The 23,606-nt window shown below is 53.3% G+C and carries 20 protein-coding genes; 1 reads left to right on the plus strand and 19 read right to left on the minus strand.

Annotation, left to right across the window (positions count from 1 at the left end; all coding sequences use genetic code 11):
- Positions 1-65 precede the first annotated feature (65 nt).
- The 19 genes from KCG48_RS13555 to KCG48_RS13645 all read right to left on the minus strand — a co-directional run bounded on the left by KCG48_RS13555 (position 66) and on the right by KCG48_RS13645 (position 22,951).
- Positions 66-1,010: a class I SAM-dependent DNA methyltransferase gene (locus tag KCG48_RS13555; protein WP_230977146.1), complete on the minus strand. Its 945-nt coding sequence runs from the start codon at positions 1,008-1,010 to the stop codon at positions 66-68.
- A gap of 36 nt (positions 1,011-1,046) precedes the next feature.
- Positions 1,047-1,259 (minus strand): type II toxin-antitoxin system Phd/YefM family antitoxin, encoded by a 213-nt coding sequence (locus KCG48_RS13560; RefSeq protein ID WP_211802723.1) that lies wholly within the window; start codon positions 1,257-1,259, stop codon positions 1,047-1,049.
- 315 nt (positions 1,260-1,574) lie between these two features.
- A complete protein-coding gene (rlmD, locus tag KCG48_RS13565; RefSeq protein ID WP_211802724.1) occupies positions 1,575-2,942 on the minus strand; it encodes a 23S rRNA (uracil(1939)-C(5))-methyltransferase RlmD in 1,368 nt (455 codons plus the stop codon).
- A 337-nt stretch (positions 2,943-3,279) separates the two neighbouring features.
- Entirely contained in the window at positions 3,280-5,052 is a 1,773-nt protein-coding gene (gene pyk / locus KCG48_RS13570; RefSeq protein ID WP_211802725.1) for a pyruvate kinase, read from the minus strand.
- A 23-nt stretch (positions 5,053-5,075) separates the two neighbouring features.
- Positions 5,076-6,032, minus strand: a complete 957-nt coding sequence (gene pfkA / locus KCG48_RS13575; protein ID WP_211802726.1) for a 6-phosphofructokinase — start codon at positions 6,030-6,032, stop codon at positions 5,076-5,078.
- A 128-nt stretch (positions 6,033-6,160) separates the two neighbouring features.
- Positions 6,161-9,736 (minus strand): DNA polymerase III subunit alpha, encoded by a 3,576-nt coding sequence (locus KCG48_RS13580; protein WP_211802727.1) that lies wholly within the window; start codon positions 9,734-9,736, stop codon positions 6,161-6,163.
- Between the two features lie 36 nt (positions 9,737-9,772).
- A complete protein-coding gene (locus tag KCG48_RS13585) occupies positions 9,773-10,063 on the minus strand; it encodes a Dabb family protein (protein ID WP_211802728.1) in 291 nt (96 codons plus the stop codon).
- Positions 10,064-10,124: 61 nt separating this feature from the next.
- The gene (locus KCG48_RS13590; protein WP_211802729.1) at positions 10,125-11,420 is read right to left on the minus strand and encodes a DRTGG domain-containing protein; all 1,296 of its coding nucleotides are present in this window, start codon (positions 11,418-11,420) and stop codon (positions 10,125-10,127) included.
- Positions 11,420-12,370 (minus strand): DNA-binding protein WhiA, encoded by a 951-nt coding sequence (gene whiA / locus KCG48_RS13595; RefSeq protein WP_211802730.1) that lies wholly within the window; start codon positions 12,368-12,370, stop codon positions 11,420-11,422. Before whiA ends, KCG48_RS13590 begins: the two co-directional genes overlap by 1 nt.
- Before the next feature lie 275 nt (positions 12,371-12,645).
- Positions 12,646-13,086, minus strand: a complete 441-nt coding sequence (locus KCG48_RS13600; RefSeq protein WP_211802731.1) for a GNAT family N-acetyltransferase — start codon at positions 13,084-13,086, stop codon at positions 12,646-12,648.
- Complete coding sequence (locus tag KCG48_RS13605; protein ID WP_211802732.1) at positions 13,083-14,441, minus strand: gluconeogenesis factor YvcK family protein; 1,359 nt, start codon at positions 14,439-14,441, stop codon at positions 13,083-13,085. Before KCG48_RS13605 ends, KCG48_RS13600 begins: the two co-directional genes overlap by 4 nt.
- Positions 14,442-14,798: 357 nt before the next feature.
- Positions 14,799-15,254, minus strand: a complete 456-nt coding sequence (locus KCG48_RS13610) for a zinc ribbon domain-containing protein (protein ID WP_211802733.1) — start codon at positions 15,252-15,254, stop codon at positions 14,799-14,801.
- A gap of 36 nt (positions 15,255-15,290) precedes the next feature.
- Positions 15,291-15,629: a hypothetical protein gene (locus tag KCG48_RS13615; RefSeq protein WP_211802734.1), complete on the minus strand. Its 339-nt coding sequence runs from the start codon at positions 15,627-15,629 to the stop codon at positions 15,291-15,293.
- Positions 15,626-16,747, minus strand: a complete 1,122-nt coding sequence (gene hisC / locus KCG48_RS13620) for a histidinol-phosphate transaminase (protein ID WP_211802735.1) — start codon at positions 16,745-16,747, stop codon at positions 15,626-15,628. The genes KCG48_RS13615 and hisC overlap by 4 nt, the downstream gene beginning before the upstream one ends.
- A gap of 127 nt (positions 16,748-16,874) precedes the next feature.
- The gene (gene murB, locus KCG48_RS13625; protein ID WP_211802736.1) at positions 16,875-17,804 is read right to left on the minus strand and encodes a UDP-N-acetylmuramate dehydrogenase; all 930 of its coding nucleotides are present in this window, start codon (positions 17,802-17,804) and stop codon (positions 16,875-16,877) included.
- Positions 17,805-17,908: 104 nt separating this feature from the next.
- On the minus strand, positions 17,909-19,804 hold the full coding sequence (uvrC, locus tag KCG48_RS13630) for an excinuclease ABC subunit UvrC (protein WP_211802737.1): 1,896 nt from the start codon (positions 19,802-19,804) through the stop codon (positions 17,909-17,911).
- A 4-nt stretch (positions 19,805-19,808) separates the two neighbouring features.
- Positions 19,809-21,317 (minus strand): peptidoglycan D,D-transpeptidase FtsI family protein, encoded by a 1,509-nt coding sequence (locus tag KCG48_RS13635; RefSeq protein ID WP_211802738.1) that lies wholly within the window; start codon positions 21,315-21,317, stop codon positions 19,809-19,811.
- Between the two features lie 2 nt (positions 21,318-21,319).
- Positions 21,320-22,513: an FtsW/RodA/SpoVE family cell cycle protein gene (locus KCG48_RS13640; protein WP_211802739.1), complete on the minus strand. Its 1,194-nt coding sequence runs from the start codon at positions 22,511-22,513 to the stop codon at positions 21,320-21,322.
- Between the two features lie 9 nt (positions 22,514-22,522).
- A complete protein-coding gene (locus KCG48_RS13645; RefSeq protein ID WP_211802740.1) occupies positions 22,523-22,951 on the minus strand; it encodes an FHA domain-containing protein in 429 nt (142 codons plus the stop codon).
- A gap of 238 nt (positions 22,952-23,189) precedes the next feature.
- Between KCG48_RS13645 and KCG48_RS13650 the strand changes: the two genes are divergently transcribed.
- Positions 23,190-23,465: a hypothetical protein gene (locus tag KCG48_RS13650; RefSeq protein ID WP_211802741.1), complete on the plus strand. Its 276-nt coding sequence runs from the start codon at positions 23,190-23,192 to the stop codon at positions 23,463-23,465.
- Positions 23,466-23,606 lie beyond the last annotated feature (141 nt).

A 23,606-nucleotide genomic window follows, 5' to 3' on the forward strand; every position in this document is an offset into this window, starting at 1 on the left:
CAAGCTATTTCTTAAAAATTTGCAAAGAAAATCAGCGCATGCTTCCATACGCTGATTTTCTTAACTTAATGACATTGAGCATAGTCACCATTTTTTTCTGGTGGAATGCCATAACCATCAAACCTCTTGTATTTATCTTCAGATGGTTTAATCCCATCAGTCCAGTCTTTATCAGAAAATGGTGGGTTCATGACAATAAAATCAAATTTTCTAAGTCCACCAAAATCATCAGTATATTGTGGATTGGCCAATGTATTTCCTCTTTTGATTTCACCTGTGCCCTTATTATGTAGGATAAAGTTCATCTGAGCTAAACCAGCAGTATCAGGGTATTTTTCTTGACCAAATATTGTAACTATGGAATCACCATTATCATCAGTTGGTGCTTCATCTGCTGCACGAATAAGTAAAGATCCACTACCAGCCGCAGGATCGTGAAGAGTCCATTTCTTTCCTGTCTCTTGTCTAATATCGCCAATACCTATGAGTCTAGCTATAATACGTGATACCTCACTAGGTGTATAAAACTGTCCTTTGCTCTTACCAGACTCCTGAGCAAATTTCATCATAAAGTATTCATAAGCATCTCCGATGATGTCATCACCACTAGCTCTGTTACTCTTGAAATCAATCGCAGGATTTTGGAAAATAGCAATAAGACCAGAAACTTTATCAACTAGCTCTTTACCAGAACCAAGTTCCTCTGGATTATTAAAATAAACATCAGGAAGTTTTCCTAAAAGCTTATTATCTGCCAAGAAATTTTGAATAATTTTGTCTACTCTTTCACCAACATCAGGCTTGCCTTTTGCAGCAATCAAGTCGTCAAACGAGGCACCTTCATTTACTGTAAATTCAGCAAAACGTTGCCCTTTATATCTGTCTGATACATACTTGAAGAATAACAATACAAGCACATAATCTTTATACCTTGAAGGTTCTACTCCACCTCTTAATTTATTACAAGCATCCCATAATAGGGAATACAATTCTGATTTTTTCACGGCCATTCATTTAACCTCTCTCATCTATTAAGTGTTTTATATTTAGTATTCAGTAATATCTATACCTGCTTTTAATAATCTTTCATATCTCTCGTGGGAGATAAGAACTGCTACAGGCTTTCCATTTTTCAAAACAAAAGCTGTTTTATCTTCATCTGATAAACCTGTGATCAATTTCGAGGATTGCCCTCTAAGAAAATCTGACATGTTATAAAACTCCATTGGTTGCTTTTGGGCTTTATCTTCCTTATTCATACCTAAATCCACCTTTTCTTTTTATAATAACATATTGACATTGTTTTTTCAACCTGTATATGCACTTAAAAAGTAATTACTTCTAACGCCATTTTTAACTTAATAATCTCCAGAATAATAGCAATCTTGTCAACTCACCATTGTTTTGCCAATCATCTTATCAACTCACCATATCAACAATTATTTCGGCTGATATTTTTTTATTTCATCATTCTTGGATAACTTCCCTCAAAACAAAAATCCGTGATTATCCTTCCGGCTTATTACCAGACCTCAAATCACGGAAAGCCTTTATTTACTTATATTAGTACACCCTTACTTATCAACCCTTGACATCAATACTACCGTCTCAACGTGGTAGGACATGGGGAAATTATCCACGGGCGTCACTTTTTCTGTTCTAAAGCCAAAGGATTCCAGAATCCCCAGATCTCTGGCCAACGTCCCCGGATCGCAGGATACGTAGACCACCTTTTCCGGTGCCATATCCCGGATGGACTCTAGGAGCTTCATCTCGCAGCCCTTTCTTGGCGGATCCACCACCATGACATCGGCACGGATGCCCTGCTGGATGAGTTCCGCGATGACCTCCTCACTTTTGCCCACAAGGAACTCCACGTTATCCACATGGTTTTCCCGAGCATTCTCCTTGGCATCGGCGATGGCTTCCGGAACAATCTCCACGCCATAGACTTTCTTCGCCTTTTGAGAGAGGAAGAGTGAAATAGTTCCTGCTCCGCAGTAAGCATCAAAGACGGTTTCTGTGCCTTTCAGATCCGCATACTCCAAAGCCTTGTTGTACATGACCTCCGTCTGGACAGGGTTCACCTGGAAGAAGGAATGGGGAGAAACCTTGAACGTAAAGGGTCCGATGTGGTCCGTGATGTGGTCTTCTCCATAAAGCAGGATATTCTCTTTCCCCAGCACCACATTGGTGTCTTCGCTGTTAATGTTGAGGATCAAAGAAGAAAATCCTTTCAAGGGCTTCAGCCGTTCCAGAAGTTCCTCCACATGGGGAACTTCTTTTTTGGTGGATACCAGAACCACCATGAGGTCTCCAGAACGAAATCCCTTGCGGACCATGAGGTGCCGAAGAAGTCCTTCGGGATCCACCCCTTCGTCCTTCTGATAGGTGGAGATCCCAAACTCCTCGGCCCAGCGGCGAAGGATGGCCAGCACCTCATCGCCCTGCTGATGCTGCACAAGGCAGGCTTCCATATCGATAATCCGGTGGGAACGCCGGGCATAAAAACCCGCCACAAACTCGCCCCCCACTCGTCCTAGGGGCATTTGAATCTTATTCCGATACCGGAAAGGATCCTCCATGGGGACCGTATCCTCCACCGTCACATGGGTAATCTTCCCAATGCGCTCCAGGGAATCCTTCACCCGCTTCTTTTTGAAGTCCAGCTGTGCCTCATAATCCGAGTGCATGAGGTGACAGCCTCCACAGCGATAATAGTAGGGACAAGGCGGCTCCTGGCGATGAGGGCTGCTTTCCACCCTCTCCAGCATCTTGGCATAGCCATAGTTCTTGTTGGCCTTCAGGACCTTCGCCCTAACCTTCTCCCCCGGCAGGGCAAACTCAATAAACAGGGGATACCCCTCCACCTTGCCGATGCCCTCGCCCTGGTGTCCCTGGTCCACAATCTCCACGGTCAGTTCCGCATTTTTCTTCATCATTCATCCTCTACTTTTGTTTATTCTCCTTCATTATACGGTATTTCCCGCTGAAGGCAAAAAAAAATGCACCCATTAGAAGGTGCTGAAGTTCTTGAATCAGTTGCCAATAATTCAATTTTTACAGCTTATAATATAACATTTGGACGCTGTCTAAATATAAACTTATTGAGACTAATTTGTAAACTTTTTATTAAATTTTCATCTTTTTTCGACCAACTCTTTTTAAACCGTTGGTATTCAACGCTTTTTCAATATGTGTCTAATTTGTTAATTTTATTTTGATCCATGAAAAAGGGGCTCATCGCCCCTTTTTTATGGAATCTTCGTTTGCTGCTTTTTATGAACGAAGCACTGTGCGTCCGTTAATAACCAGGCTTCGCTTGCCGTCGATGGTCACCAGGGTGCCTTCTGTGAGCACGGCCATGGCATTGATGGCTTCGGCAATGACGGGAATATCATGCTTCATGGCCTCCACAGAGATGCCGGGAGTCACCTGGTTGGTCTCCACGATGACACCGGAGAACCGGTGGATGATGTCCATGTAGTCGTCGGACAGGGAGTTCACCACAAGGATTTCGCCTCTCTGGCCATGATCCTCCGCCATTTTGGAGGAAGTCACCTTACGGACAACCCCGCTGACCACCTGGGAGGTGATATGGGTACGCTTGCCCTGGAGGAGCACATCGCCAATGAGGTGAACCTTAATCATGTTGGTGGATCCCACAAAGTTAATGGGAAGTCCTGCCGTGATGACCACAAGCTCGCCGTCATGGACAAAGCCGTGCTTCTTGGCGATATCCGCGGTGCTGTCGATCATTTCGTCGGTGGACTCATAGAGATCCGCCACGATGGGGTAGACGCCCCAGTACAGGGACAGTTTGCGGGAAACATCCTTATTGGGGGTAATGGCCAGGATGGGACACTCGGGACGGAAACGGGACACGTTCTTCGCCGTGCTTCCGGAAACCGTGGCGGTGATGATGGCAGATGCCCCCAGCTCATAGGCGGTGGTCACACTGGCCATACTGATGGCGGTGGGTACAGAAGACGCATGGGTCAGCAGCATCTTGGATACGATCTTTTCATACTTCATGCGGGCTTCCGCCTCACAGGCAATCTTCACCATGGTCTTTACCGCATCCACAGGATACTTGCCATTGGCGGTTTCGCCGGAAAGCATGATACAGTCGGATCCGTCAAAAATGGCATTGGCCACGTCGGATACTTCTGCACGGGTGGGACGGGGGAAGCGGACCATGGACTCCAGCATCTGGGTGGCGGTGACCACGGGCTTGCCCACGTTATTGCACATCTCAATGATCTTCTTCTGGATGATCGGCACCTGCTCCAGGGGAATCTCTACACCCATGTCGCCACGGGCCACCATGATGCCGTCGGAGTACTTGACGATCTCCTCCACGTTGTCTACGCCTTCCTGGTTCTCGATCTTGGACATGAGGAAAATATCTTCTCCGCCCAGGTTACGAAGTACCCGGCGGATGGCCAGCACGTCTTCTGCCTTACGGATGAAGGAAGCGGCGATAATATCCACGCCCATCTCCACACCGAACTTCAGATCTTCCAGATCCTTCTCCGTCAGTGCGGGAAGCTGGGTCTTGATGCCCGGCAGATTGATGCCCTTATGGTTGGAGATTGTCCCCGAATTCAAGATCTTGCAGGTGATGACCTTGGTGTCCGGATTGATCTTATCCACTTCCAGGGCGATGAGACCGTCATCCACCAAAATCTTGGACCCGATGGTCACATCCTCTGCCAGCTTGTCATAAGTGAGGGAGAAATGCTTGGCGTCGCCGAGAACCTCTTCCTGCGTGTGGATATCCACATACTCGCCTTCGGTCAGGGCCACCGGTGCATCCTTGAAATCATGGGTCCGGATTTCCGGCCCCTTGGTATCAAGGAGAATTGCGACGGTTTTTCCCAGTTCATCTGCAGCTGCTCTTACCCTTTCGATCTTCATTCGATGCGTGGCGTGATCGCCATGGGAAAAATTGTGGCGGGAAACATTCATTCCGGCCTTGATCAGTTCTCGAATGGTTTCTTCCGATTCAGAAGTGGGTCCGATGGTACAGATAATTTTGGTTTTTCGCATATTCATTCTCCTATTTTTTCATATTAGACGAGGTCCATGGCAATCTGATAAAGCTTTTCGTTGAAAGGTCGCTTAATGGTCAGGGCTTCATGGATGTCGTAATCGACGATCTCTCCCTTGACTGTTCCGATGACCCGGGCAGATTTCCCCTCCATGAGGAGTTCTACAGCCCGATGTCCCATTCTTGAGGCCAGAATCCGGTCGTAAGCTGAAGGGGCGCCACCGCGCTGAATGTGCCCGAGAACCGTGAGACGGGTCTCGATGCCGGAAATCTCTTCGATCTCCTTGGCGATTTCATCGGAGTTGCCGACGCCTTCTGCAATAACCACCAGATTATGGTGCTTTTTCTGTCTCTTACCGTCCATGACTGTCTTGATGATTTCTTCTTTTGTAAATTTCTTTTCAGGAACCAGAATGGTGGTGGCACCGCCCGCAAGGCCGGCATAAAGGGCCAGATCGCCGCAGTCGCGGCCCATGACTTCCACCACGGAAACTCGCTGATGGGAAGAGGAAGTGTCTCGAATTTTGTTGATGGCGTCGATGACGGTATTCTGGGCCGTATCAAACCCAATGGTGCGGTCAGTGTATCCCAGGTCATTGTCGATGGTGCCCGGAATGCCGATGGTCTTGATCCCCAGCTCTGCCAGTCCTTTGGCTCCTCGGAAGGATCCGTCGCCGCCGATGACCACCAGGCCTTCAATGCCATAGATCTTCAGCACCTGCGCTGCCTTCTCCCGAACCTCTGGCTGTGCAAACTCCGGGAAGCGTGCCGTCTTCAGGATGGTTCCGCCCTTCTGGATGATATCCGAAACGGAACTGCGGTCCATGGGGAAGATCTCTCCCTCGTGGAGTCCCAGGTATCCCTTATGGATTCCCACCACTTCAATATTGTTCACCAACGCCGTTCGAACCACGGCTCGAATTGCGGCATTCATGCCGGGAGCATCGCCACCGCTGGTCAAAATTCCGATTTTCTTCATAACATTTCCTCCTCAAGAGGCAGAAGCGTTGTTGTCTTCCGTCTTATTAAATTTGCGCCCATATTATTGTAGCCCTAATAGTTCTGCATTTCAAGATGCTGGTTTTTTATTGTATTTTTGTAAAGGTTTTATGATTCGACAAGTTTCACATTGGTCTCGCCGAGCTTCTCCCGAAGGAGTCCTACCACGGGAGAACCCTCATCCACCCAGAGCTCCCGGCTCAGCTGCATGACCTCCCGCTTGTCCCGGGAAACCACCAGGACGGGGGTTTCCCCGCCAAAGGTTTTCAGCACGGGACGCAAGGCTTTCACCGCCATCTTCGCCTCATTCATGGTGGGGAACTGGAGGTAGAGCTTAGCCGATTTCACCGGCTTCAGTTCCCCCAGGCTTTCCACAATGACCTTCACATTCTCCTCTTCCTTCACGGATAGCCTTCCCCGCACGAGGACGATGCTGTCCTCCTTGAGGAAGCCCACCACCTTGTCATAGGTTTTGGGGAAGATGATGCACTCGATGACTCCCGAGAGATCCTCCAGGTTCATAAAGGCCATCATGGCGGAGTTACGGGTGATTTTTCGGGAAATGTTCCGAAGGAGTCCGCCCAGAATTACCCGGTCCCCATCCTTGAAGGCGCCTTTTTTCATGACGGATTCCGTAAAGAGTGCGGCATCATCCCGGATGTCATCCAGAAGCGCCCCCTCTTCCTCCAGAAGATCCGAAACCTTGTGGCTCACGGCCTTTCGCAGCATCTCCTCGTATTCGTCCAAGGGGTGCCCTGACAGGTACATGCCGGTCATTTCCTTCTCCATGAAGAGCAGGTCCTTATGGCTAAACTCCTTCAACCGCGGGAACTCCACATGGAAGGAATCCTCTTCCTCCAGAATGTCGCCGAACAGCGACACCTGGCCGTCGATGATCTTCCGGCTCTTCTGGGCAAAACTGTCCAGCACCCGCTCATAGATGGCGAGCATCTGGGCCCGATTGCCCTCCAGGCCGTCAAAGGCCCCGGCTTTAATCAGGGCTTCCACCGCCCGCTTGTTGAGGCTGGAGCCCGTGTTCCGTTCGGCAAAATCCATGAGGTTCTTGTAGCGTCCCCCGGATTTTCGGACCTCCACCAAAGCATCCGCCAGGTTCCGGCCCACGCCCTTGATGGCGCCAAGACCGAAGATGATGGCATCCCCCTTCACCTTATACTTAAAGTCCGATCCGTTGATGTCCGGAGGAAGGATCCGAATGCCCAGGCTCTTGGCAAAGCGCAGATAGACACCGCACTTATCGGCATTGCCCAGGAAGGAGTTCAGCATGGCGGCCATGAACTCCTGGGGATAATAGTGCATGAGATACGCCGTCTGATAGCCGATGACCGCGTAAGCCGCCGCATGGGCCTTGTTGAAGGCATAACTGGCAAAGTCCATCATCTGGTCGAAGATGGTGCTGGCTACAGCTTCGCTGATGCCGTTTCGCAGACAGCCCGGCACCAGGATGTTTCCGGCGTCATCCGTGAGGCCGTAGATAAAGTTTCGGCGCTCCTCTTCCATGACATCGTGCTTCTTCTTGCTCATGGCCCGGCGGACCAGATCCGAACGGCCCAGGGAGTACCCGGCCAGGTCTCGCACAATCTGCATGACCTGCTCCTGGTAGATGATGACGCCGTAGGTCACGGAAAGAATGGGTTCCAGCTGGGGACAGAGATAGGTGACCTTTTCAGGATTGTTCTTGTTCTCGATGTAGCGGGGAATCTCTCCCATGGGTCCCGGACGGTAGAGGGATATTCCGGCGATGATATCCTCCAGGCTGTCCGGCTTCAGTTCCTTCATGAAGCTCGTCATGCCCGCGGATTCCAGCTGGAACACGCCCACGGTCTTCCCCTCGCCTATCATCTTGTAGACCTGGGGATCCTTGAGATCCAAAGCATCCACATCCACGGTGATGCCCCGGTTCTCCCGCACCATGTCCACGGTGTCCCGCATGACGGTGAGGGTCCGAAGGCCCAGGAAGTCCATCTTGAGGAGGCCCAGCTCCTCCAGGGTGTTCATAGTGAACTGGGTGACGATGCTTTCATCGTTTTTCTGCAGCGGCACATACTCCACCAAAGGACGCTCGGAGATGACCACGCCGGCGGCGTGGGTGGAGGAATGGCGGGAAAGCCCCTCCAGTTTCTTGGCAATGTCAATGAGTTCCATGACCCGGCCATCCTCTTCATAGACCCGGCGAAGCTCGCCATTGAGCTCCAGGGCCTTTTCAATGGTAATGCCCAGCATGGTGGGGATCATTTTGGCGATCTGGTCCACTTCCCCGTAGGGGTAGTTCATGGCCCGGCCCACGTCCCGGATACAGGCCCGGGCAGCCATGGTGCCGAAGGTGATGATCTGCGCCACATTGCTTGCTCCATACTTGCCCACCACATAGTCAATGACTTCACCCCGGCGCTCATAGCAGAAATCCGAGTCGATATCGGGCATGGAGATTCGCTCCGGGTTCAGGAACCGCTCAAAGAGCAGATTGTACCGGATGGGATCGATCTTGGTGATGTTGAGACAGTAGGACACCACAGACCCTGCGGCGCTGCCGCGGCCGGCGCCGGTGGCGATGTCGTGGTCATTGGCAAACTTGATGAAGTCCCAGACGATGAGGAAGTAGTCCACATAGCCCATCTGGCGGATGACGCTTAGCTCGTAATCCAGCCGGGTGATGATGGCTTTTTGGGCCTCATCGGCAACCTCCCGAAGACTCTCGGGGGAGAAAGACTGTCCCCGATAGGAGGCAAACTCCGCATACTTCTCCACCATGCCTTCGTAGCTTCGCTCCTCCAGATAGGCGAAAGGATCCGTCCTAGGCGGGAGGGGGAAACGGGGAAGCTTGGACACATGGAACTCATAGTCGAAGTGACATTTCTCCGCCACTTTAACCGTATTTTCCAGGGCCTCAGGCACATGCTCAAAGAGCGCCGCCATCTCTTCCGGAGACTTCAGGTAGAACTCGTCGGACGGGTAGCGCATGCGCTTCTCCTCATCCACGGTGGTGCCCGTCTGGATGCAGAGAAGGATATCGTGGGCTCGGCTGTCTTCTTTTTTCAGGTAGTGGACATCATTGGTGCAGATGAGGGGAATGTCCAGCTCTTCGGCCAGGGCGATGTTCATCCGATTGACCTTTTTCTGCTCCTGGAGCCCGTGATCCTGCAGCTCCAGATAGTAGTCCTCCCCAAAGAGGTTCTTGTAGAAAAGGGCCGCTGCCCGAGCTTTCTCCGGCATGCCCAGATTGAAGAACTCCTGGACCTCGCCGCCCAGACAGGCGGAAAGGCAGACCAGCCCCTCGGCATGCTGCTCCAGGAAAGCATGGTCCACCCGGGGCTTGTAGTAAAACCCTTCCAGAGACGCCTGGGAGACGATCTTCATGAGATTGTCATACCCCTTGGCGTTCTTGACCAGGAGCACCAGATGATGGGTGGTGTTTTCCGGATCCTGCTGCTTGAGGGCCATATCCTTGGCTGCCACATAGATCTCGCATCCGATGATGGGATGGATGCCGGCTTTTTTGGCTTCCTTGTAGAACTCCACCGTTCCGTACATGGCGCCGTGGTCCGTAATGGCCACGTGCTTCATGCCCTGGGCTTTCACCGTGCGGATGATGTCGGAAATCTTGGCTGACCCATCCAGCAGGCTGTACTCCGTATGGAGGTGAAGATGTGCGAATTGTGTTTCCATGGCGCTCCTTTCTCCGGATACTCGCGGCGGTGGCTTTTAGGAGAAGAAGTCGCAGGCTTTGGAGGACTCCAGCTCCGGTCTCAGGTTTTTCAGCACCGTTTCCACATGGTACTCATGGACCTGGTACTCATCCAGGGCTTCCTGACTGTCAAAGGTGGTGATGAGGCAGATGTCATAGCTTCTTTCCGTGAAGAGCACATCCTCGCCCACGGTGAGTCCGCGGAGCATGGGGATCTTTCCGTCCATGGAGCGGAGCAGATCCGCCATCTTCTTGATATTTTCCTTGGAATTGTTCTTCAGCTTAAACAGGACAACGTGTGTAAACATGGGTTCCTCCTCAAATGTTCAAAATTTTTGAAGCAGCAGCAAAGAATCAGGCAGCAAAGGCTTAGTCATCCAGAGTGTGGACGATGTTAAGCCTCGAGGACGCAATGAGCTTGTCCTTGGCCCGCATGTTCACATCCACCTTGGAATGGAGTTTGGAAGTTTTGATGACATTGACCTCCATGGTGAAGGTCCGGTCGATGCCCAGCACTTCATAGAAGTCTGTAGACACCTTATCCAGGCTGCAGCTGTAGTACTGGTTCTGCAAGAGGGTGATGGCGGTTTTGCTCATGAGCATGGACAAAAGGCCCCGGGAGGCATTGCCCAAGGGATCCAGAAACTCCGGAGTGACCATCCCCGTGTAGTAGTACTTGCCGTCGCGCTTTTCCATCTCCAGATTTCGGATGATCTTGTCTTCGATGGTGTCGGTCTCCATGGGCTTCATGTGCCGTTCCTGGAGGGCTTTCAGAATATCCGTCCTCGTGATGACCCCCACCAGAACCCCCTCATCGGAAACGGGACAAAGGGGCAGGTTCTCCCAGTCCATGATATGGGCTACATAGGAAATGGTGGACTTGGGGGTAATGGATACGGTGACCCTTCGCATGATGTCGCTGAGCTTGTCCCCTTCCTTGTGCCCAAAGGTTTCCTTGGGGGTGACGATGCCCACCACGCCGCCATGGGCGTCCACAATGGGGAACTTCTCATGCATGGTCTTTTCCGACAGGCGCATATAGTCGCCCACGGTGCCGTCATCCCGTAGGGACACGGGTTCCGTGGTGATGTCCTTCACGTAGGGAATCGTCTGCTTGATGAGATTCTCCGAAATGCCCCGGTTAATCATGGAGGCTGTGGTGAAGGTGTCATAGGAGCAGCTGATGATGGGCAGCTTCAGCCGGTCCGCCAGGGCTACGTTGCGATCGCTGGCCTTGAATCCGCCGGTGATGAGGACGCCCACCCCCATGTTGAGGGCCAAAGTATGGACCTCATCCCGGTCTCCGGCGATGAGAAGGCCCCCCACGGTGAGGTACTTCTTCATGGACTCCAGGGTCATGGCCCCGATGTTGAAGCGGTAAATGGTCTTCTCCACCCCCTCGGCTCCCCCCAGAAGTTCCCCGTCCACGATGCGGAGGATCTCCTTGTAGGTGATGCTCTCGATCTTCTTTTCCTTCTCGCTTTCCACGCGCACGGTCCCCGTCCGTGGCAGAGTTTCCAGATAGCCTTCCTCTTCCATGAGCTTAATGGCTTTGTAGGCTGTGGCGTCGCTGACGCCCATATCCTTGGCCAGTGTCCGGACAGACAGCTTGGTGCCCAGCTGCAGTTCCTTGATGTGTTCCATGATCCTGTCGATCTTGGCCACTATAATCCCCCCTTACGCAATTCATCCGCAATTTTTTCGATCTTCCGGAGCCGATGATTCACCCCAGATTTCCCCACAGGAGGATTGAGCATTTCCCCCAGTTCTTTCAGTGACTCGTCCGGATACTCCAGCCGGACCTCCGCAATGTCCCGAAGGGGCTTGGGAAGCCGTCCCAGCCCGATAATCCGCTCGATGAGCTTGATGGATTCCACCTGCCGCACCGCCGCATTGACGGTTTTGGAGAGGTTCGCCGTTTCGCAGTTCACCAGCCGGTTCACGTTATTGCGCATATCCTTCACGATCCGGACATTTTCAAACTCAAAGAGGCTGTTGAAGGCGCCGATGATGGACAGGATATCCACGATCTGCTCCCCTTCTTTCAGGTAGACGATGTAGGCGTTCTTCCGAGCGATGACCTTGGAGGTGAGTCCGAAGGAGTTCACCAGTTCCATGAGGTCTTCCGCCAGCTCCAGAGAGTTCACCACAAATTCCAGATGATAGCCCTTTTCTGGATTGGAGACGCTCCCGGAGCCCAGGAAGGAGCCCTTGATGTAGGCCTTCTTCAGGGCGTCCGTGCGGACGAGATTCGGATTGATTCGGTAGTCCAGACTGAACACATCTTCTTCGTCCTTCAGGATACCCGTCTCCAGAAGCAGCTCCTTCAGCCCCATGTCTTCGCTGATGACGATGACGTAGATGTTATTCTTCTTCAGGGAACCGGATTTTTTCACCAGGAGTTTCCCGTGGATCTTCAGGTGGTCCTTGAGGAGCTTGAAGATGAACCGGGCCGTGGAGGGATTCTCCGTGGTGATTTTGAAGGAAAGCCGGGAGGAGGAGAAGGCCAGAGTCCCGGAGACCTTCATGATGGCGGACAGCATGGCGATGATCTCCTCCCGGGAGATTTCCGTATTCCGTGTGATTTCACTTTTGACTGTGGATGAATATGACATGGTTCCCCCCTGCCTGTTCTGGTTTCCCCGCGGTTATGCGCGGAATCCCAGGCTGTTTTCCAGTAAATTAGTACAGTATTCCCGATTTATTATATCATATGTTCTTTCTTCATAACATGCAGAGATTGAAGTATTTTGGCGCCGATTCCCTTCACTTCATCCCGCAAATCATCATCTTGGCGGATTCGCCGTAAAAAAGCGCCCGGGACCGTCACGATCCCGGGCACGCGGAATTTTCAATACAGCGGGTACTTTGGATCAGTACAGGCTCCCTGTCAGTTGCCGTAGTCCAGACGGTACACCACTTCTCCATCCACCATGCGACCATCGGGCACGAAGCCCAGTTTGGTATAGAGGGCCTTCGCCCAGTCGTTCTCCGGCTCAAAACTGATGTAGACGCAGTGATGTTCCGGATCCTGGCGGATGAGGGTGAGAAGAAGCTCCATGGCCTCGCGGCCGTAGCCCTTGGACTGGTGATTCTTGTCGATCATGAGCCGGAAGATCCAGTACTCCTTGTCCGTAGGGTCCAAACAGTACATGATGAAGCCCACGGGGGTGTCATCGTCATACACCGCCAGGGGCCGGCACTCCGGCTGAAAATGGGCCTGGGCCAGGGACACACTGTTGGCGGCCACAAAACGCTCCTGCTCGGGAGCCGGTTTAAGGCGGATGATTTTTGCCCAGTTCTCAATGGTCACTTCACGGAGTTCAATCATAGTTTCTCTTCCTTTCCTGCCTTGTCGTGGCGGCGCTGCTTCAGGATGCTGCTGAGGGCGAAGTACTCCAGAATTCGCTTCTTGTCCGGGGCCAGGGTCTCATCGATGATGATTTCCATGAGCTTTTTGGAAAGCTTCTCCGCATCATGGCGTACCGAAGTTTCCTTGGGCTTAATAAAGTCTCCGGTGATGAGCCGAAACTCTCGGCCTTTCAGTTTTTCCTCGTCCACCTGGACCTCGAACTGCCCCATGCGGTGATATTTTTCCTGGAGCTTGCTCTTGCCGATGGGGGTGGTGTTGGCGAAGACATAGTTCAAGGGGCCCACATCCCCATGCTCATAGAGAGCCTTCAGATGATCGGAGACGGCGAAGCCGTCGGTTTCCCCCGGCTGGGTCATGACGTTGGCAATGTAGATCTTGATGCCCCGGCTTTCCTTGATAGCCTCGGGCACCCCCTTCACCAAAAGGTTGGGGATGATGGAGGTGTAAAGGGATCCCGGTCCCAGGATAATGGCATCGGCTTTCAGGATTTCCTCCCGGACATCGGGAAGGCACTGGGCATCCGCAGGGACAATGGAGAGTTTCTTGATGCGCGCCCCTTCGGAAATGCTCACTTCGGGGATATGGGATTCCCCCACCACCAGCTGATCATTTTCCAGGAGGGCATGGATCTTCACATTTTCCAGGGTCACGGGAAGCACTTTTCCCGTGATGGCCAGGACATTGGCCATCTTCTGCACCGCATCCTCGAAGTTGTCCGAGACCCCGTCCATGGCGGCCAGGAAGAGATTCCCGAAGCTTTGGCCCTTGAGGGCGCCGTGGCCGAAGCGGTACTGCATGAGCTCCTCCATGAGGGGCTCGGTGTTGGCCAGGGCCACCAGACAGTTTCGGATGTCTCCCGGCGGGAGCATCCCCAGATCTTCCCGGAGGGTTCCAGAACCGCCACCGTCATCGGCGACGGTGACCACGGCGGTGAGGTTGTTCGTGTAGGCCTTGAGGCCCTTGAGGATGGTGGAAAGACCCGTACCTCCTCCGATGATGACCACCCGGGGCCCCTGGACCACGAGCTTCTTCTCATGGAGGAGGCTGCCGATTTCCCGAGAATCCACATTGAACTGGATGAGCCCGTCCTGGGCCAGGGTCATGAAGCTTTTCAGAAGCTCCGCAATGGATACATAGATTAAGGACAGTCCCAAGAGGAGCAGATAGGCATAGTAGAGGAGATAAGGCAGCTCTTTGTGCCGCCGGTTCACCAGCTCCACCAGCACAAAGCCCATGAGGGCCACGGCCACCACGCCCAGTCCGAACCATCGCTTGATTCCATAACCTGTATTCAGCCAATCCCTGACTTTCATCCCTGCACCGCCCTTATCCCGTTTCTTCTTCTCTGATTATACCATACGCGCTCCAGGACACCGAAACCTGTTTACTTTCTCGATAAAGCCAGCCTCATTCCAAGCAGAAGATCCTGAAAACTGTCGGCTAAAGGAGCTAAACCGCAAACATTTCACCCATCGAGTAGACATCTCACCAAAAATTTTGTCCCTTTGTGTCAACCTGGACTTGAGATCAGATTTTCACCAAAAAATCGATTCCGCATCGATTATCCGGTGAAAATTCGATTCAGGATTCAAGCACATTGGGGTTTTACAAAAAAAGCGGCTGATCTCCCCACCTTAAGGTTTGGGGATCTGCCGCCTTGGTTTTGGATCTTACAGCTCTTTTCCGCAGCTCTTGCAGAAACGGGCATCCTCTTCATTAAGCTCCTTGCACTGGGGACATCGGATGCGGATGACTTCCTCGGGCTCCTCGCTCCGCTTCTTCAAGACATCCACTTCCTCCAGGGCATCATTGATCATGCCGCCTGCGGCGGACGTGAAGGGATGCAGATCTTCCCGGGCTTTTTCCGGATCCAGAATGAGTCCGGATCCTGCCGCACCCCGGGCACCCAGATTCATGACCACCCCGCCGATGCCGATGAGGATAAAGCCGATGAACCCATTGGCCATGGGGTTTCCCTGGGATTCCATCATGTCAAAGGGATCCTGGGTGAAGGCGGTGAAAAACACCGAGAGAAACAGGAGAATACCGATCCCCGTGATGCCCATGCCGGTATAGTAGAGGGCCTTGCGTTCGGGGGAAATTTTCTTGGGATTTTTGTCATTCATTCCAATGTCCTTCCTTTCATGTTTGATGCTAACCCATTATTTCGGAAATGTCGGCGGAAGCTCTTCGGTACGGATCTCCCAGGACTCCACCGTGGGACTCTGCAGGGTCACATAGAGGGGCGGCTCGGTTTTTGATCCGCCGCCGGCAAGAAGCACATAACCTTCACTTCCGGTGATTTCAAACTTTAGGATGTAGAGCCCGCTGCCCACTTCCTCATGGTCAAAGCCTTCCAGATCCTTCCAGGTGAGCTCCTCCTTCAGGGCGGCCAAAGCCCGCACATCAGAAGGGGTCATCTTCTCGCTCTGGGGCTGACAGGCCGCCAGTAAAAACATGGCCGCCAAAAGAGCCGTCAGAAGCTTCAGTACCGGGGTCATCGGAGGGTTTGGGCGTTTTTTGACACGGCCCCCTCCAGCACCTGACGGAGCGCTTCAAAGAATCCCCGGTTGTCCTCCATGGTGGAAATCGTCACCCGGAGAAAGCCCGGCAAGCCCAGATAGGATCCGGGGCGGACAATGTAGCCCTTTCTCAGCAGCGCCTGGAAGACTTCCAGATCATCTCTTCCCGTGTCAAAGAGGACAAAATTGGCCTCTGAGGGCACATAGGGCAGGTTCAGCGCCTGAAGCTCCTCGTAGAAATAGGCCTTTCCTTTTCGATTCTCCTCCTGCACATGCCGAAGAAAATCCTCATCCTCCAGGGCAGCCACGGCGGCTTCCTGGGCAAAGAGATTTACGAGGAAGGGATCCATGACCTTCTGGAAAGCTTCCACCAGCTCCTCCTGGGCAAAGCCGTAGCCCACCCGAAGAGACGCCATGCCATAGGCCTTGGAGAAGGTTCGCAGCACGATGAGCCGGGGATGGTCCGGCAGATAATCCAGGGCTTCGAAATAGTCTTCCCGGGTCACATACTCCCGGTACGCCTCATCCAGCACCAGAACCACCCGTTCCGGCACATGGAGCAGAAACGCCTCAAACTGGGCCTTCCCAAAGGCAGAACCCGTGGGATTGTTGGGACAGCAGAGGTAGATGATCCGGGTTTTGTCCGTGATCCGGGTAAGCATATCCGGCAGGTCCAAAAACCCCTGGGGCATAGGGGATTTCACCACCCGGGCCCCCATGAGAAGGGCATTGTCCTCATAACGGGAAAAGGAATGCTCGCCCATGAGGATCTCCTCCCCCGGCCGAAGAAACGTCGCAGAAATCACCTTAATCAAAGAATCGGATCCGCAGCCCGCAAAAATCTTCTCCATGGGTACCCCGGTTTTCGCCATGAGGGCCGCCCGGAGCCCGAAGGATCCGGAATCGGGATAACGGCTGATGTCGGACAAGGTCCGGACCACCGCTTCCTTCACCCGGGGGCTGGCCCCCCAAGGGTTCTCATTGGACGCCATCTTCACCACCTGGGTCAGCCCCAGTTCCCGCTTCACCTCGGAAACGGGTTTTCCCGCCACATAGCGCTTCATTCCGCGCACTTCTTCCCGGATCAGTTCCTTCATGATTGTTCCCCCTTACATGATAGACTCCACTTAGATGATATCGTATTCAGGTCTGAACTGCAAGGAAAGGGGCGGTTCAACGAAAGACAAAAAAATAAGCGGAAAGGCTGACCTTTCCGCAAAATGACTATGAATTGGTGGGATTGTCTTCCCCCACGATGAGCACTTCCGTGGCCAGTTCCACATTGAACTTCTCCAGCACCGTGGACTGGATAAAGGTGATGAGATTCAGCACATCCTGAGCTTTGGCGTGATCCCGGTTGATGACAAAGCCGCTGTGCTTCTCCGACACCTGGGCTCCGCCGATCTGGTATCCCTTAAGGCCAGCATCCTGGATGAGCTTTCCCGCATAGTATCCCGTGGGGCGCTTAAAGGTGCTGCCCGCACTGGGATATTCCAGGGGCTGACGCTCTTCCCGCCGCTGGGTAAGATCGTCGATCTTGGCCCGAATCTCGGCCTTGTCTCCCGGCACCAGCTTCATCACCGCATCCAGGACCACCAGATTCTTCGTCTTGATGGCGGAGGTGCGATAGCCCAGCTCCAGTTCATCCTTCCCCAGGGTCTTCACTTCCAGCTCCGGTGTCACGACCCGAACGCTTTCCAGAACAAAGGACATTTCCCCGTCATAGGCGCCGGCATTCATGTATACCGCTCCACCCAAGGTTCCGGGAATGCCGCAGGCAAACTCAAAGCCGCTAAGGGAGGCTTCGCAGGCCGTTTCCGAAATATCTTCAAGGAGTGCGCCACATTCCGCATGGATGCTGTCGCCCAGGACCTCAATCTTCCCAATGCGTTCCGTCTTGATGACGATGCCGCGGATTCCCCCGTCCCGAACCAAAAGATTCGAACCGTTTCCGATGAGGAAAGCAGGAATCTGGTATTCATGGACGAACTCAATGACCCGGACCAGCTTCTCCACGGAATCGGGAATGACCAATAGATCCGCCGTGCCGCCAATTTCAAACCAGGTATGGTTCTTCATGGGCTCGTCCACGAGGATCTCGTCTTTGGTTAGGATCAGTCCCAACTCATCGTAGGCGCTAATGTAGTTCTTCATTCATTACTGCTCCTTCTGTTAAACTCCATCTATGCATTATACACAATCAGACTGAAGAAATAAATAGTCTTTTTGTGAAAGCTTTTGAGCCCTTAGCCTTTCCCTTATTTTTCCTCGCCAGAGGATCCCTTTTCTTTTTTCTCCCCGTGGAAATAACGGTGGATGCTCTCCGCCGTACTCTGGTCGATGGTGGGCGTCTCCGCCAGCTCCTTTATGGACGCGGCCCGGATGGCCTCAATGGAGCCGAACTTTACCATGAGGCTTCGTCGCCTGCGCTCGCCCACCTTGGGAATATCCTCCAGGATGGAGTGGAGGGTGCGCTTATCCCGCAGGGTGCGGTGATAGGTGATGGCAAAACGGTGGACCTCATCCTGGATCCGGGTTAAGAGGTTCCTCGCCTCCTTCATCCCTTCAAAGCCATACTCCGCATTCTGGAAGATGATCCCCCGGGTCCGGTGGAAGTCGTCCTTCACCAAGCCCATGACAGGAATCTCCAGATTCAGCTCCGCCAGAACTTCCAGGGCGATGTTCACCTGGCCCCGGCCACCGTCCATGACGATGAGGTCGGGAAACACGCTGAACTTGCCCCCCGTATGATCCAGCTGCCGGGCCTTGATGGCCTCCACTTCGTCCAGTCCCCGGCGAAAACGCCGGGTGAGGATCTCCCGCATGGAGTCATAGTCGTTGGCCCCCTTCACCGTCTTGATCTTGAAGCGGCGGTAGTCGCTCTTCTTGAACTTGTTCTTCTCATAGACGATCATGGATCCCACGGAGTCCACCCCCTGAATGTTGGAGATGTCATAGGCCTCCAGCCGCTCCGGCAGCATATCCAGCTCCAGAAGCTGGGCCAGCTGGCCTAGGGCGTCATTGTTCGTCTGGTATTCCGTGAGGATCTTCTGTTTAAACTGATCCAGGGTGACCTTGGCATTGCTTTCCGCTAAAGAGAGCATGCTGACCTTTTCGCCCCGCTTGGGGGACACCAGGGTCACGGCTTTGCCCCGCCTTAGCTGCAGCCACTCCTTCAGCACCTCATCGGTGATTTCGGTTTTCGTGAAGATCTTTTTGGGCACAAAGGCGGTGCCGCTGTAATAGCTCTGGAGGAAGTCCGCCATGACCACGGCATCCTCCTCCTTGGCAAAGCCTTCCAGAATATAGTGTTCCCGCCCCACGAGCTTTCCGTCCCGGACATTGAAGACCTGGACGGAGACATCTTCCTCATCCTTGGCCGTGGCGATGTAGTCCTCATCGTCCAAGGAACGGGTGAAGACCTTCTGCTTCTGTACGGTTTTCTCGATGGCGTAGAGTTTGTCCCGCAGCACCGCAGCCTTCTCAAAGTTCAGCGCCTCGGAGGCCTCCAGCATCTCCGCTTTCAGGGATCTTTTAATCTTCACATCCCGCCCTTCCAGGAGGTTCACGATGTCCTCGATCATGAGGGCATAGTCCGCCTTGGAGATGTAGCCGGCGCAGGGAGCTTTGCACAGCCCCAGATGGTAGTTGAGGCAGGGCTTCGTCCGTTCCCCCAGCTCCAGGATCACCCGCCGGCAGGTGCGGATGGGGTAAATCTTCTTGATGGTGTCCAGGGTCTCATGGACCGCCGTCACATCGGTGTAGGGCCCGAAATACCGGTTTCCGTCCCGGGCATAGGTCCGGGTGATGTAGACCCGGGGGAAGTCCTCGTTGGTCGTGATCTTGATGAAGGGAAAGTGCTTGTCGTCCTTCAGGAGCACATTGTAGCGGGGACTGTACTTCTTGATGAGGTTCATCTCCAGGATCAGCGCTTCCATTTCGCTGTCCGTGATAATGTACTCGAACTCCGCCACCTTGCTCACCATGACCCGGGTTTTCTCCGAATGGTTCTTGGACTGGATGAAGTAGGAGCGCACCCGTTTCTTCAGGTTCTTGGCCTTGCCCACATAGATGACTTCCCCCAGCTCATTTTTCATCATATAGACTCCCGGATTGTCCGGAAGGATGCTCAGCTGATAGTCTAAATCAAACATTTGATCACCTGTTTCCCAAATACCATTCCATCAGTTCCGCGGCGATGCCTGCCGCTTTTCCCGAGCCGCCGCCGCCGTCCATGACGAGGACCGCAATGGCGATTTTCGGATTCTCATAGGGGGCAAAGCCCACAAACCAGGAGTTGGTCACCGCTTCCTTGTTTCCGGCTTCCGTTTCCCCCGTGGTGACATAGAAGTCCTCGGCGGTGCCGGTTTTCCCGGCGCCCCGGAGGGCAGAGATGCGCTTCATGTTGCTGTTCTTTGACGAGTCCACATTGTTTTTCATGTATTCCTTCACCAGGAGAGCTGTGGCTTCATCGGTGACCTGACGGAGCACCTGGGGCTGGAAGGTCTCCTTAGTGGTGCCGTCATACTTCAGGATGGAGCGAACCACCCGGGGCACCATGAGCTTTCCGCCATTGGCCACTCCCGAGGCCACCATGGCCATTTGCAGGGGATGGGTGGACACGCCGGTCTGGCCGATGCCCGAAGCGGCGAGGGCCCCGTCGTCGCTCTTCCCGTAGGCGGTGAAGACGCTCTTGCCCACGGAAAGGCCATCCAGATTCAGGTCCTGATTGAATCCGAAGCGCTGGGCCACTTCCGCCAGCTTGTCCCCGCCCAGCTCCAGGGAGAGTCCCCCGAAGACCACGTTGGAGGATACGGCAAAGGCTTCCTTCAGGGAAATGTTGCCGTAGACATTGCCGTTGATGTTGGGCAGATCCTTTCCCACCTTCACGTCCAGCAGGCCGTTATCGGCATAGACACGGGTGGCGGCATCCCCAATGTTTTCCAACGCAGCGATGAGGGTGATGATCTTGAAGGTGGATCCGGGAAAATACGTTCCCCGGGCAGCCTTGTTGAGGAGCACGCCGTCATCCTTGGTGGCTTTCAGAAGATCCCCGTAGATTTCCTCCAGCTTATTGGGATCATAGCTGGGCCGGTTCACCATGGCCAGAATCTCCCCCGTCTGGGGATCCATGGCCACAATGGAGCCGCTGGAGCCCAGTTTGTTTCCCAAAAGCCCATAGGCCTTTTGCTGGAACTGGGCATCAAAGGTCGTCACCACCTGATTTCCCAGCTTCGTACGGCTGATGGCCTTGGTGGGGTTTTGGAGAATCCCCAGGAGGGTCTCTTTATTGAGATTCAGGACAAATTCATCGGTGGTGAGGGTTCGGTCCATGTAGCTTTCCAGTCCTGTGGTCCCGCTGCGGGACACATAGCCCAGGACCTGGGCAAAGGCTTCCTTCCCCGCATAGACCCTTGTCTGGGAGTTGTTCTCTTCCCGGACACTGGAGGAAAGGGCCACGCCGTAGCGGTCATAGATGGTCCCCCGGAGCACTTCGTTCCGGGCTTCCGCATACCGGGCGTTGCCCGGCTTTTCGGCGATCTCCCGGGCCATGAAGACCTGGAAGTACACCATATAGGCCATGATTCCCACGAAAAGGGCCAAAATGACGCTGGAGAGGATCATGATGTTTTTATTGAGAGCCTGCTTGCGCACATCTTCCCGCATGGTCACACCTCCTCGGAGATCTTCTGAATGATCCCCAGACAAAAGAACACCGTCAGCATGGAGGTTCCGCCATAGCTGATGAGGGGCAGGGTGATTCCCGTCAAGGGAATCATGTTCATGACGCCGCCGATGATGACGATGACCTGCATGGCCACCATGACGGAGAAGCCCACCACCAGGAGGGAGGTGAAGGTGGATTTGGCCTTCAGCGCTGTGCGGATGTTCCGGAAGAACATAAGGAAATAGATGATGAGGATGCCCAGGGCAAAGATCATGCCCAGCTCCTCCACGATGACCGCAAAGATATAGTCGGACTTATTGATGGGGATATACTGGGGGCTTCCCAAGCCCAGACCTCGGCCGAAAAGGCCGCCGGAGGCCATGGCATAGAGCCCCTGGACGATCTGGTAGCTTTCATTGCCCGCATACTCCCAGGGTTTTCGCCAGATCATGACCCGGCGCCGGATATGGGGGAAAAGAGCATAGCTCATCACCGCCCCCACGGCTCCCAGGCCAAAGGAGGCCAGGAGGTATTTGATCCGGGAGGTGGCGGTGTAGAGCATGGTGATGGCGATGAAGGTAAAGATCATGGCGGAGCCCAGATCCCGCTGGAGCACCATGAAGCCTAAAGAGAGCACCACCACCACGCCCGGCTCGATGAGGGATTTAAGATCCGTATAGTTTTTCAGGCTGCTGGCCAGATAAAAGACGAAGAAGATTTTCCCGAACTCTGAAGGCTGGAAAGTGGTGAAGCCCAGGTCCACCCAGTTCTTGGCCCCGTAGACGGTGATGCCGAAGAAGGTGGCCATGGACATGAAGATCAGGGTGCCGGCCAGATAGAGATACTTGTAGCGGGCAAAGCGGTTGAGATCCGGCAGCAAAATCACTAAAGAGATGTAGGTGCTGATGCCGATGATAAACCAGAGCACCTGTTTCACCGCCACATTGGGATCCAGGCGGTAGAGGACAGCGATGCCGATGACGGGAAGTACGGACACAAAGGTCACGAGGAACTTGTCGCCATGGGAAAAGAACTTGTTCACCACCAGATGGGCATAGCCGATGAGCACGCACATGACCGCCGCCATAATCAGGGCCCCCGCATCAAAGGGGTCCCGAAGGAGCGCGATGTTAAAAAACAGCGCGAAGGTAAGCAGATAGATGGGAATGAGCATTCGAACTTTGGCGTCCTTCATAGTGCCTCCTTACAGGCTGACCTTCAGCGTCATATTCCCCACCCGGATCACATCATTGCTCTTCAGGTAGGTCTTCATGGTGAGCTTGTCCCCATTGAGCACCGTGCCGTTGGTGGAGGCGTTGTCTTCAATGACGAAACGCCCCTCGTGGGGAAAGATCCGGAAATGGTACCCGGACACATAGGGGTCCGTGAGTACCACGGTATTGTCATTTTTGCGGCCGAAGGTGGTTTCATGGATGACCTTCAGCACGTTTCCTTCCTTGAGGTTCCGATTCTCCCCCGTATGGGTCACCTGGAGGCGGAGAACTTTCTCCTCCGGGGTATTGGACTCTTTGAGATCCCGACCCATGAGGAGCAGGGAGCGAAGAATGATGAAAAAGAGAATGAGAACGAAGAGAATGGTAAAAAATAGTCCGATAATGCGGTTCAGATCCATGGCTGCCTCCTTTTCCGTTTTTTTCCATTGTAACGGCAATGCTTTAAGAATCTTTAAAGCCCCGCTTAAATCCCACAGGTCATCGGGGGTTTCTCTTCCAATTATACCAAAGTTCTCCCCCTTTCGCGGAGATTCTTCCCTTCCTTCAAGCCGAAGAAGAATTTCATTGGAATTTTCTGAAAAACAGATTATAATAAAGCCGAAAACGCAACTCCCTTGCTGCTGAAAGGAGAAGACCATGATCAGTTTCCTCAACCGAAAACCCCTCATGAGCGACACCTCTGCGGAGGAACTGGCCCGGGTAAAGGACGTCCTCAAGGCCTCGGGCATCCCCTTCGAGGTGAAAACCACCCGAACCCGCGGAACCATCGGCACCATCCTGGATGTCAAGGTCTACCAGACCTACAACAAGTTCTACAAGAACGCTGATGCCCACAATGGATTCATCTACACCGTCCATGTGCGCCGCTCCGACTACGCCAAGGCGCGGAAAGCCGTTTACGGCATGGCGTAAGCGAATGAACAGGCAAATACCAGGCCGGGCCTCCTTCCTCAGGATCCCCGGCCTGGTATTTTTTTCCCGACTTTTACAGTTTGCAAGAGTAAAAAACCTCTCAAACCATTTAAAATCAGTGGTTTGAGAGGTTTTTCCATG

This window comes from Proteiniclasticum sediminis (assembly GCF_018128025.1).
Classification (GTDB): domain Bacteria; phylum Bacillota; class Clostridia; order Clostridiales; family Clostridiaceae; genus Proteiniclasticum; species Proteiniclasticum sediminis.

What these genes read in the sequence shown, in the direction of transcription:
- KCG48_RS13555 (WP_230977146.1), bottom strand. Translation starts at nt 1,010, where the DNA reads ATGGCCGTGAAAAAATCAGAATTGTATTCCCTATTATGGGATGCTTGT.
- KCG48_RS13560 (WP_211802723.1), bottom strand. Translation starts at nt 1,259, where the DNA reads ATGAATAAGGAAGATAAAGCCCAAAAGCAACCAATGGAGTTTTATAAC.
- rlmD (WP_211802724.1), bottom strand. Translation starts at nt 2,942, where the DNA reads ATGATGAAGAAAAATGCGGAACTGACCGTGGAGATTGTGGACCAGGGA.
- pyk (WP_211802725.1), bottom strand. Translation starts at nt 5,052, where the DNA reads ATGCGAAAAACCAAAATTATCTGTACCATCGGACCCACTTCTGAATCG.
- pfkA (WP_211802726.1), bottom strand. Translation starts at nt 6,032, where the DNA reads ATGAAGAAAATCGGAATTTTGACCAGCGGTGGCGATGCTCCCGGCATG.
- KCG48_RS13580 (WP_211802727.1), bottom strand. Translation starts at nt 9,736, where the DNA reads ATGGAAACACAATTCGCACATCTTCACCTCCATACGGAGTACAGCCTG.
- KCG48_RS13585 (WP_211802728.1), bottom strand. Translation starts at nt 10,063, where the DNA reads ATGTTTACACACGTTGTCCTGTTTAAGCTGAAGAACAATTCCAAGGAA.
- whiA (WP_211802730.1), bottom strand. Translation starts at nt 12,370, where the DNA reads ATGTCATATTCATCCACAGTCAAAAGTGAAATCACACGGAATACGGAA.
- KCG48_RS13600 (WP_211802731.1), bottom strand. Translation starts at nt 13,086, where the DNA reads ATGATTGAACTCCGTGAAGTGACCATTGAGAACTGGGCAAAAATCATC.
- KCG48_RS13605 (WP_211802732.1), bottom strand. Translation starts at nt 14,441, where the DNA reads ATGAAAGTCAGGGATTGGCTGAATACAGGTTATGGAATCAAGCGATGG.
- KCG48_RS13610 (WP_211802733.1), bottom strand. Translation starts at nt 15,254, where the DNA reads ATGAATGACAAAAATCCCAAGAAAATTTCCCCCGAACGCAAGGCCCTC.
- KCG48_RS13615 (WP_211802734.1), bottom strand. Translation starts at nt 15,629, where the DNA reads ATGACCCCGGTACTGAAGCTTCTGACGGCTCTTTTGGCGGCCATGTTT.
- hisC (WP_211802735.1), bottom strand. Translation starts at nt 16,747, where the DNA reads ATGAAGGAACTGATCCGGGAAGAAGTGCGCGGAATGAAGCGCTATGTG.
- murB (WP_211802736.1), bottom strand. Translation starts at nt 17,804, where the DNA reads ATGAAGAACTACATTAGCGCCTACGATGAGTTGGGACTGATCCTAACC.
- uvrC (WP_211802737.1), bottom strand. Translation starts at nt 19,804, where the DNA reads ATGTTTGATTTAGACTATCAGCTGAGCATCCTTCCGGACAATCCGGGA.
- KCG48_RS13635 (WP_211802738.1), bottom strand. Translation starts at nt 21,317, where the DNA reads ATGCGGGAAGATGTGCGCAAGCAGGCTCTCAATAAAAACATCATGATC.
- KCG48_RS13640 (WP_211802739.1), bottom strand. Translation starts at nt 22,513, where the DNA reads ATGAAGGACGCCAAAGTTCGAATGCTCATTCCCATCTATCTGCTTACC.
- KCG48_RS13645 (WP_211802740.1), bottom strand. Translation starts at nt 22,951, where the DNA reads ATGGATCTGAACCGCATTATCGGACTATTTTTTACCATTCTCTTCGTT.
- KCG48_RS13650 (WP_211802741.1), top strand. Translation starts at nt 23,190, where the DNA reads ATGATCAGTTTCCTCAACCGAAAACCCCTCATGAGCGACACCTCTGCG.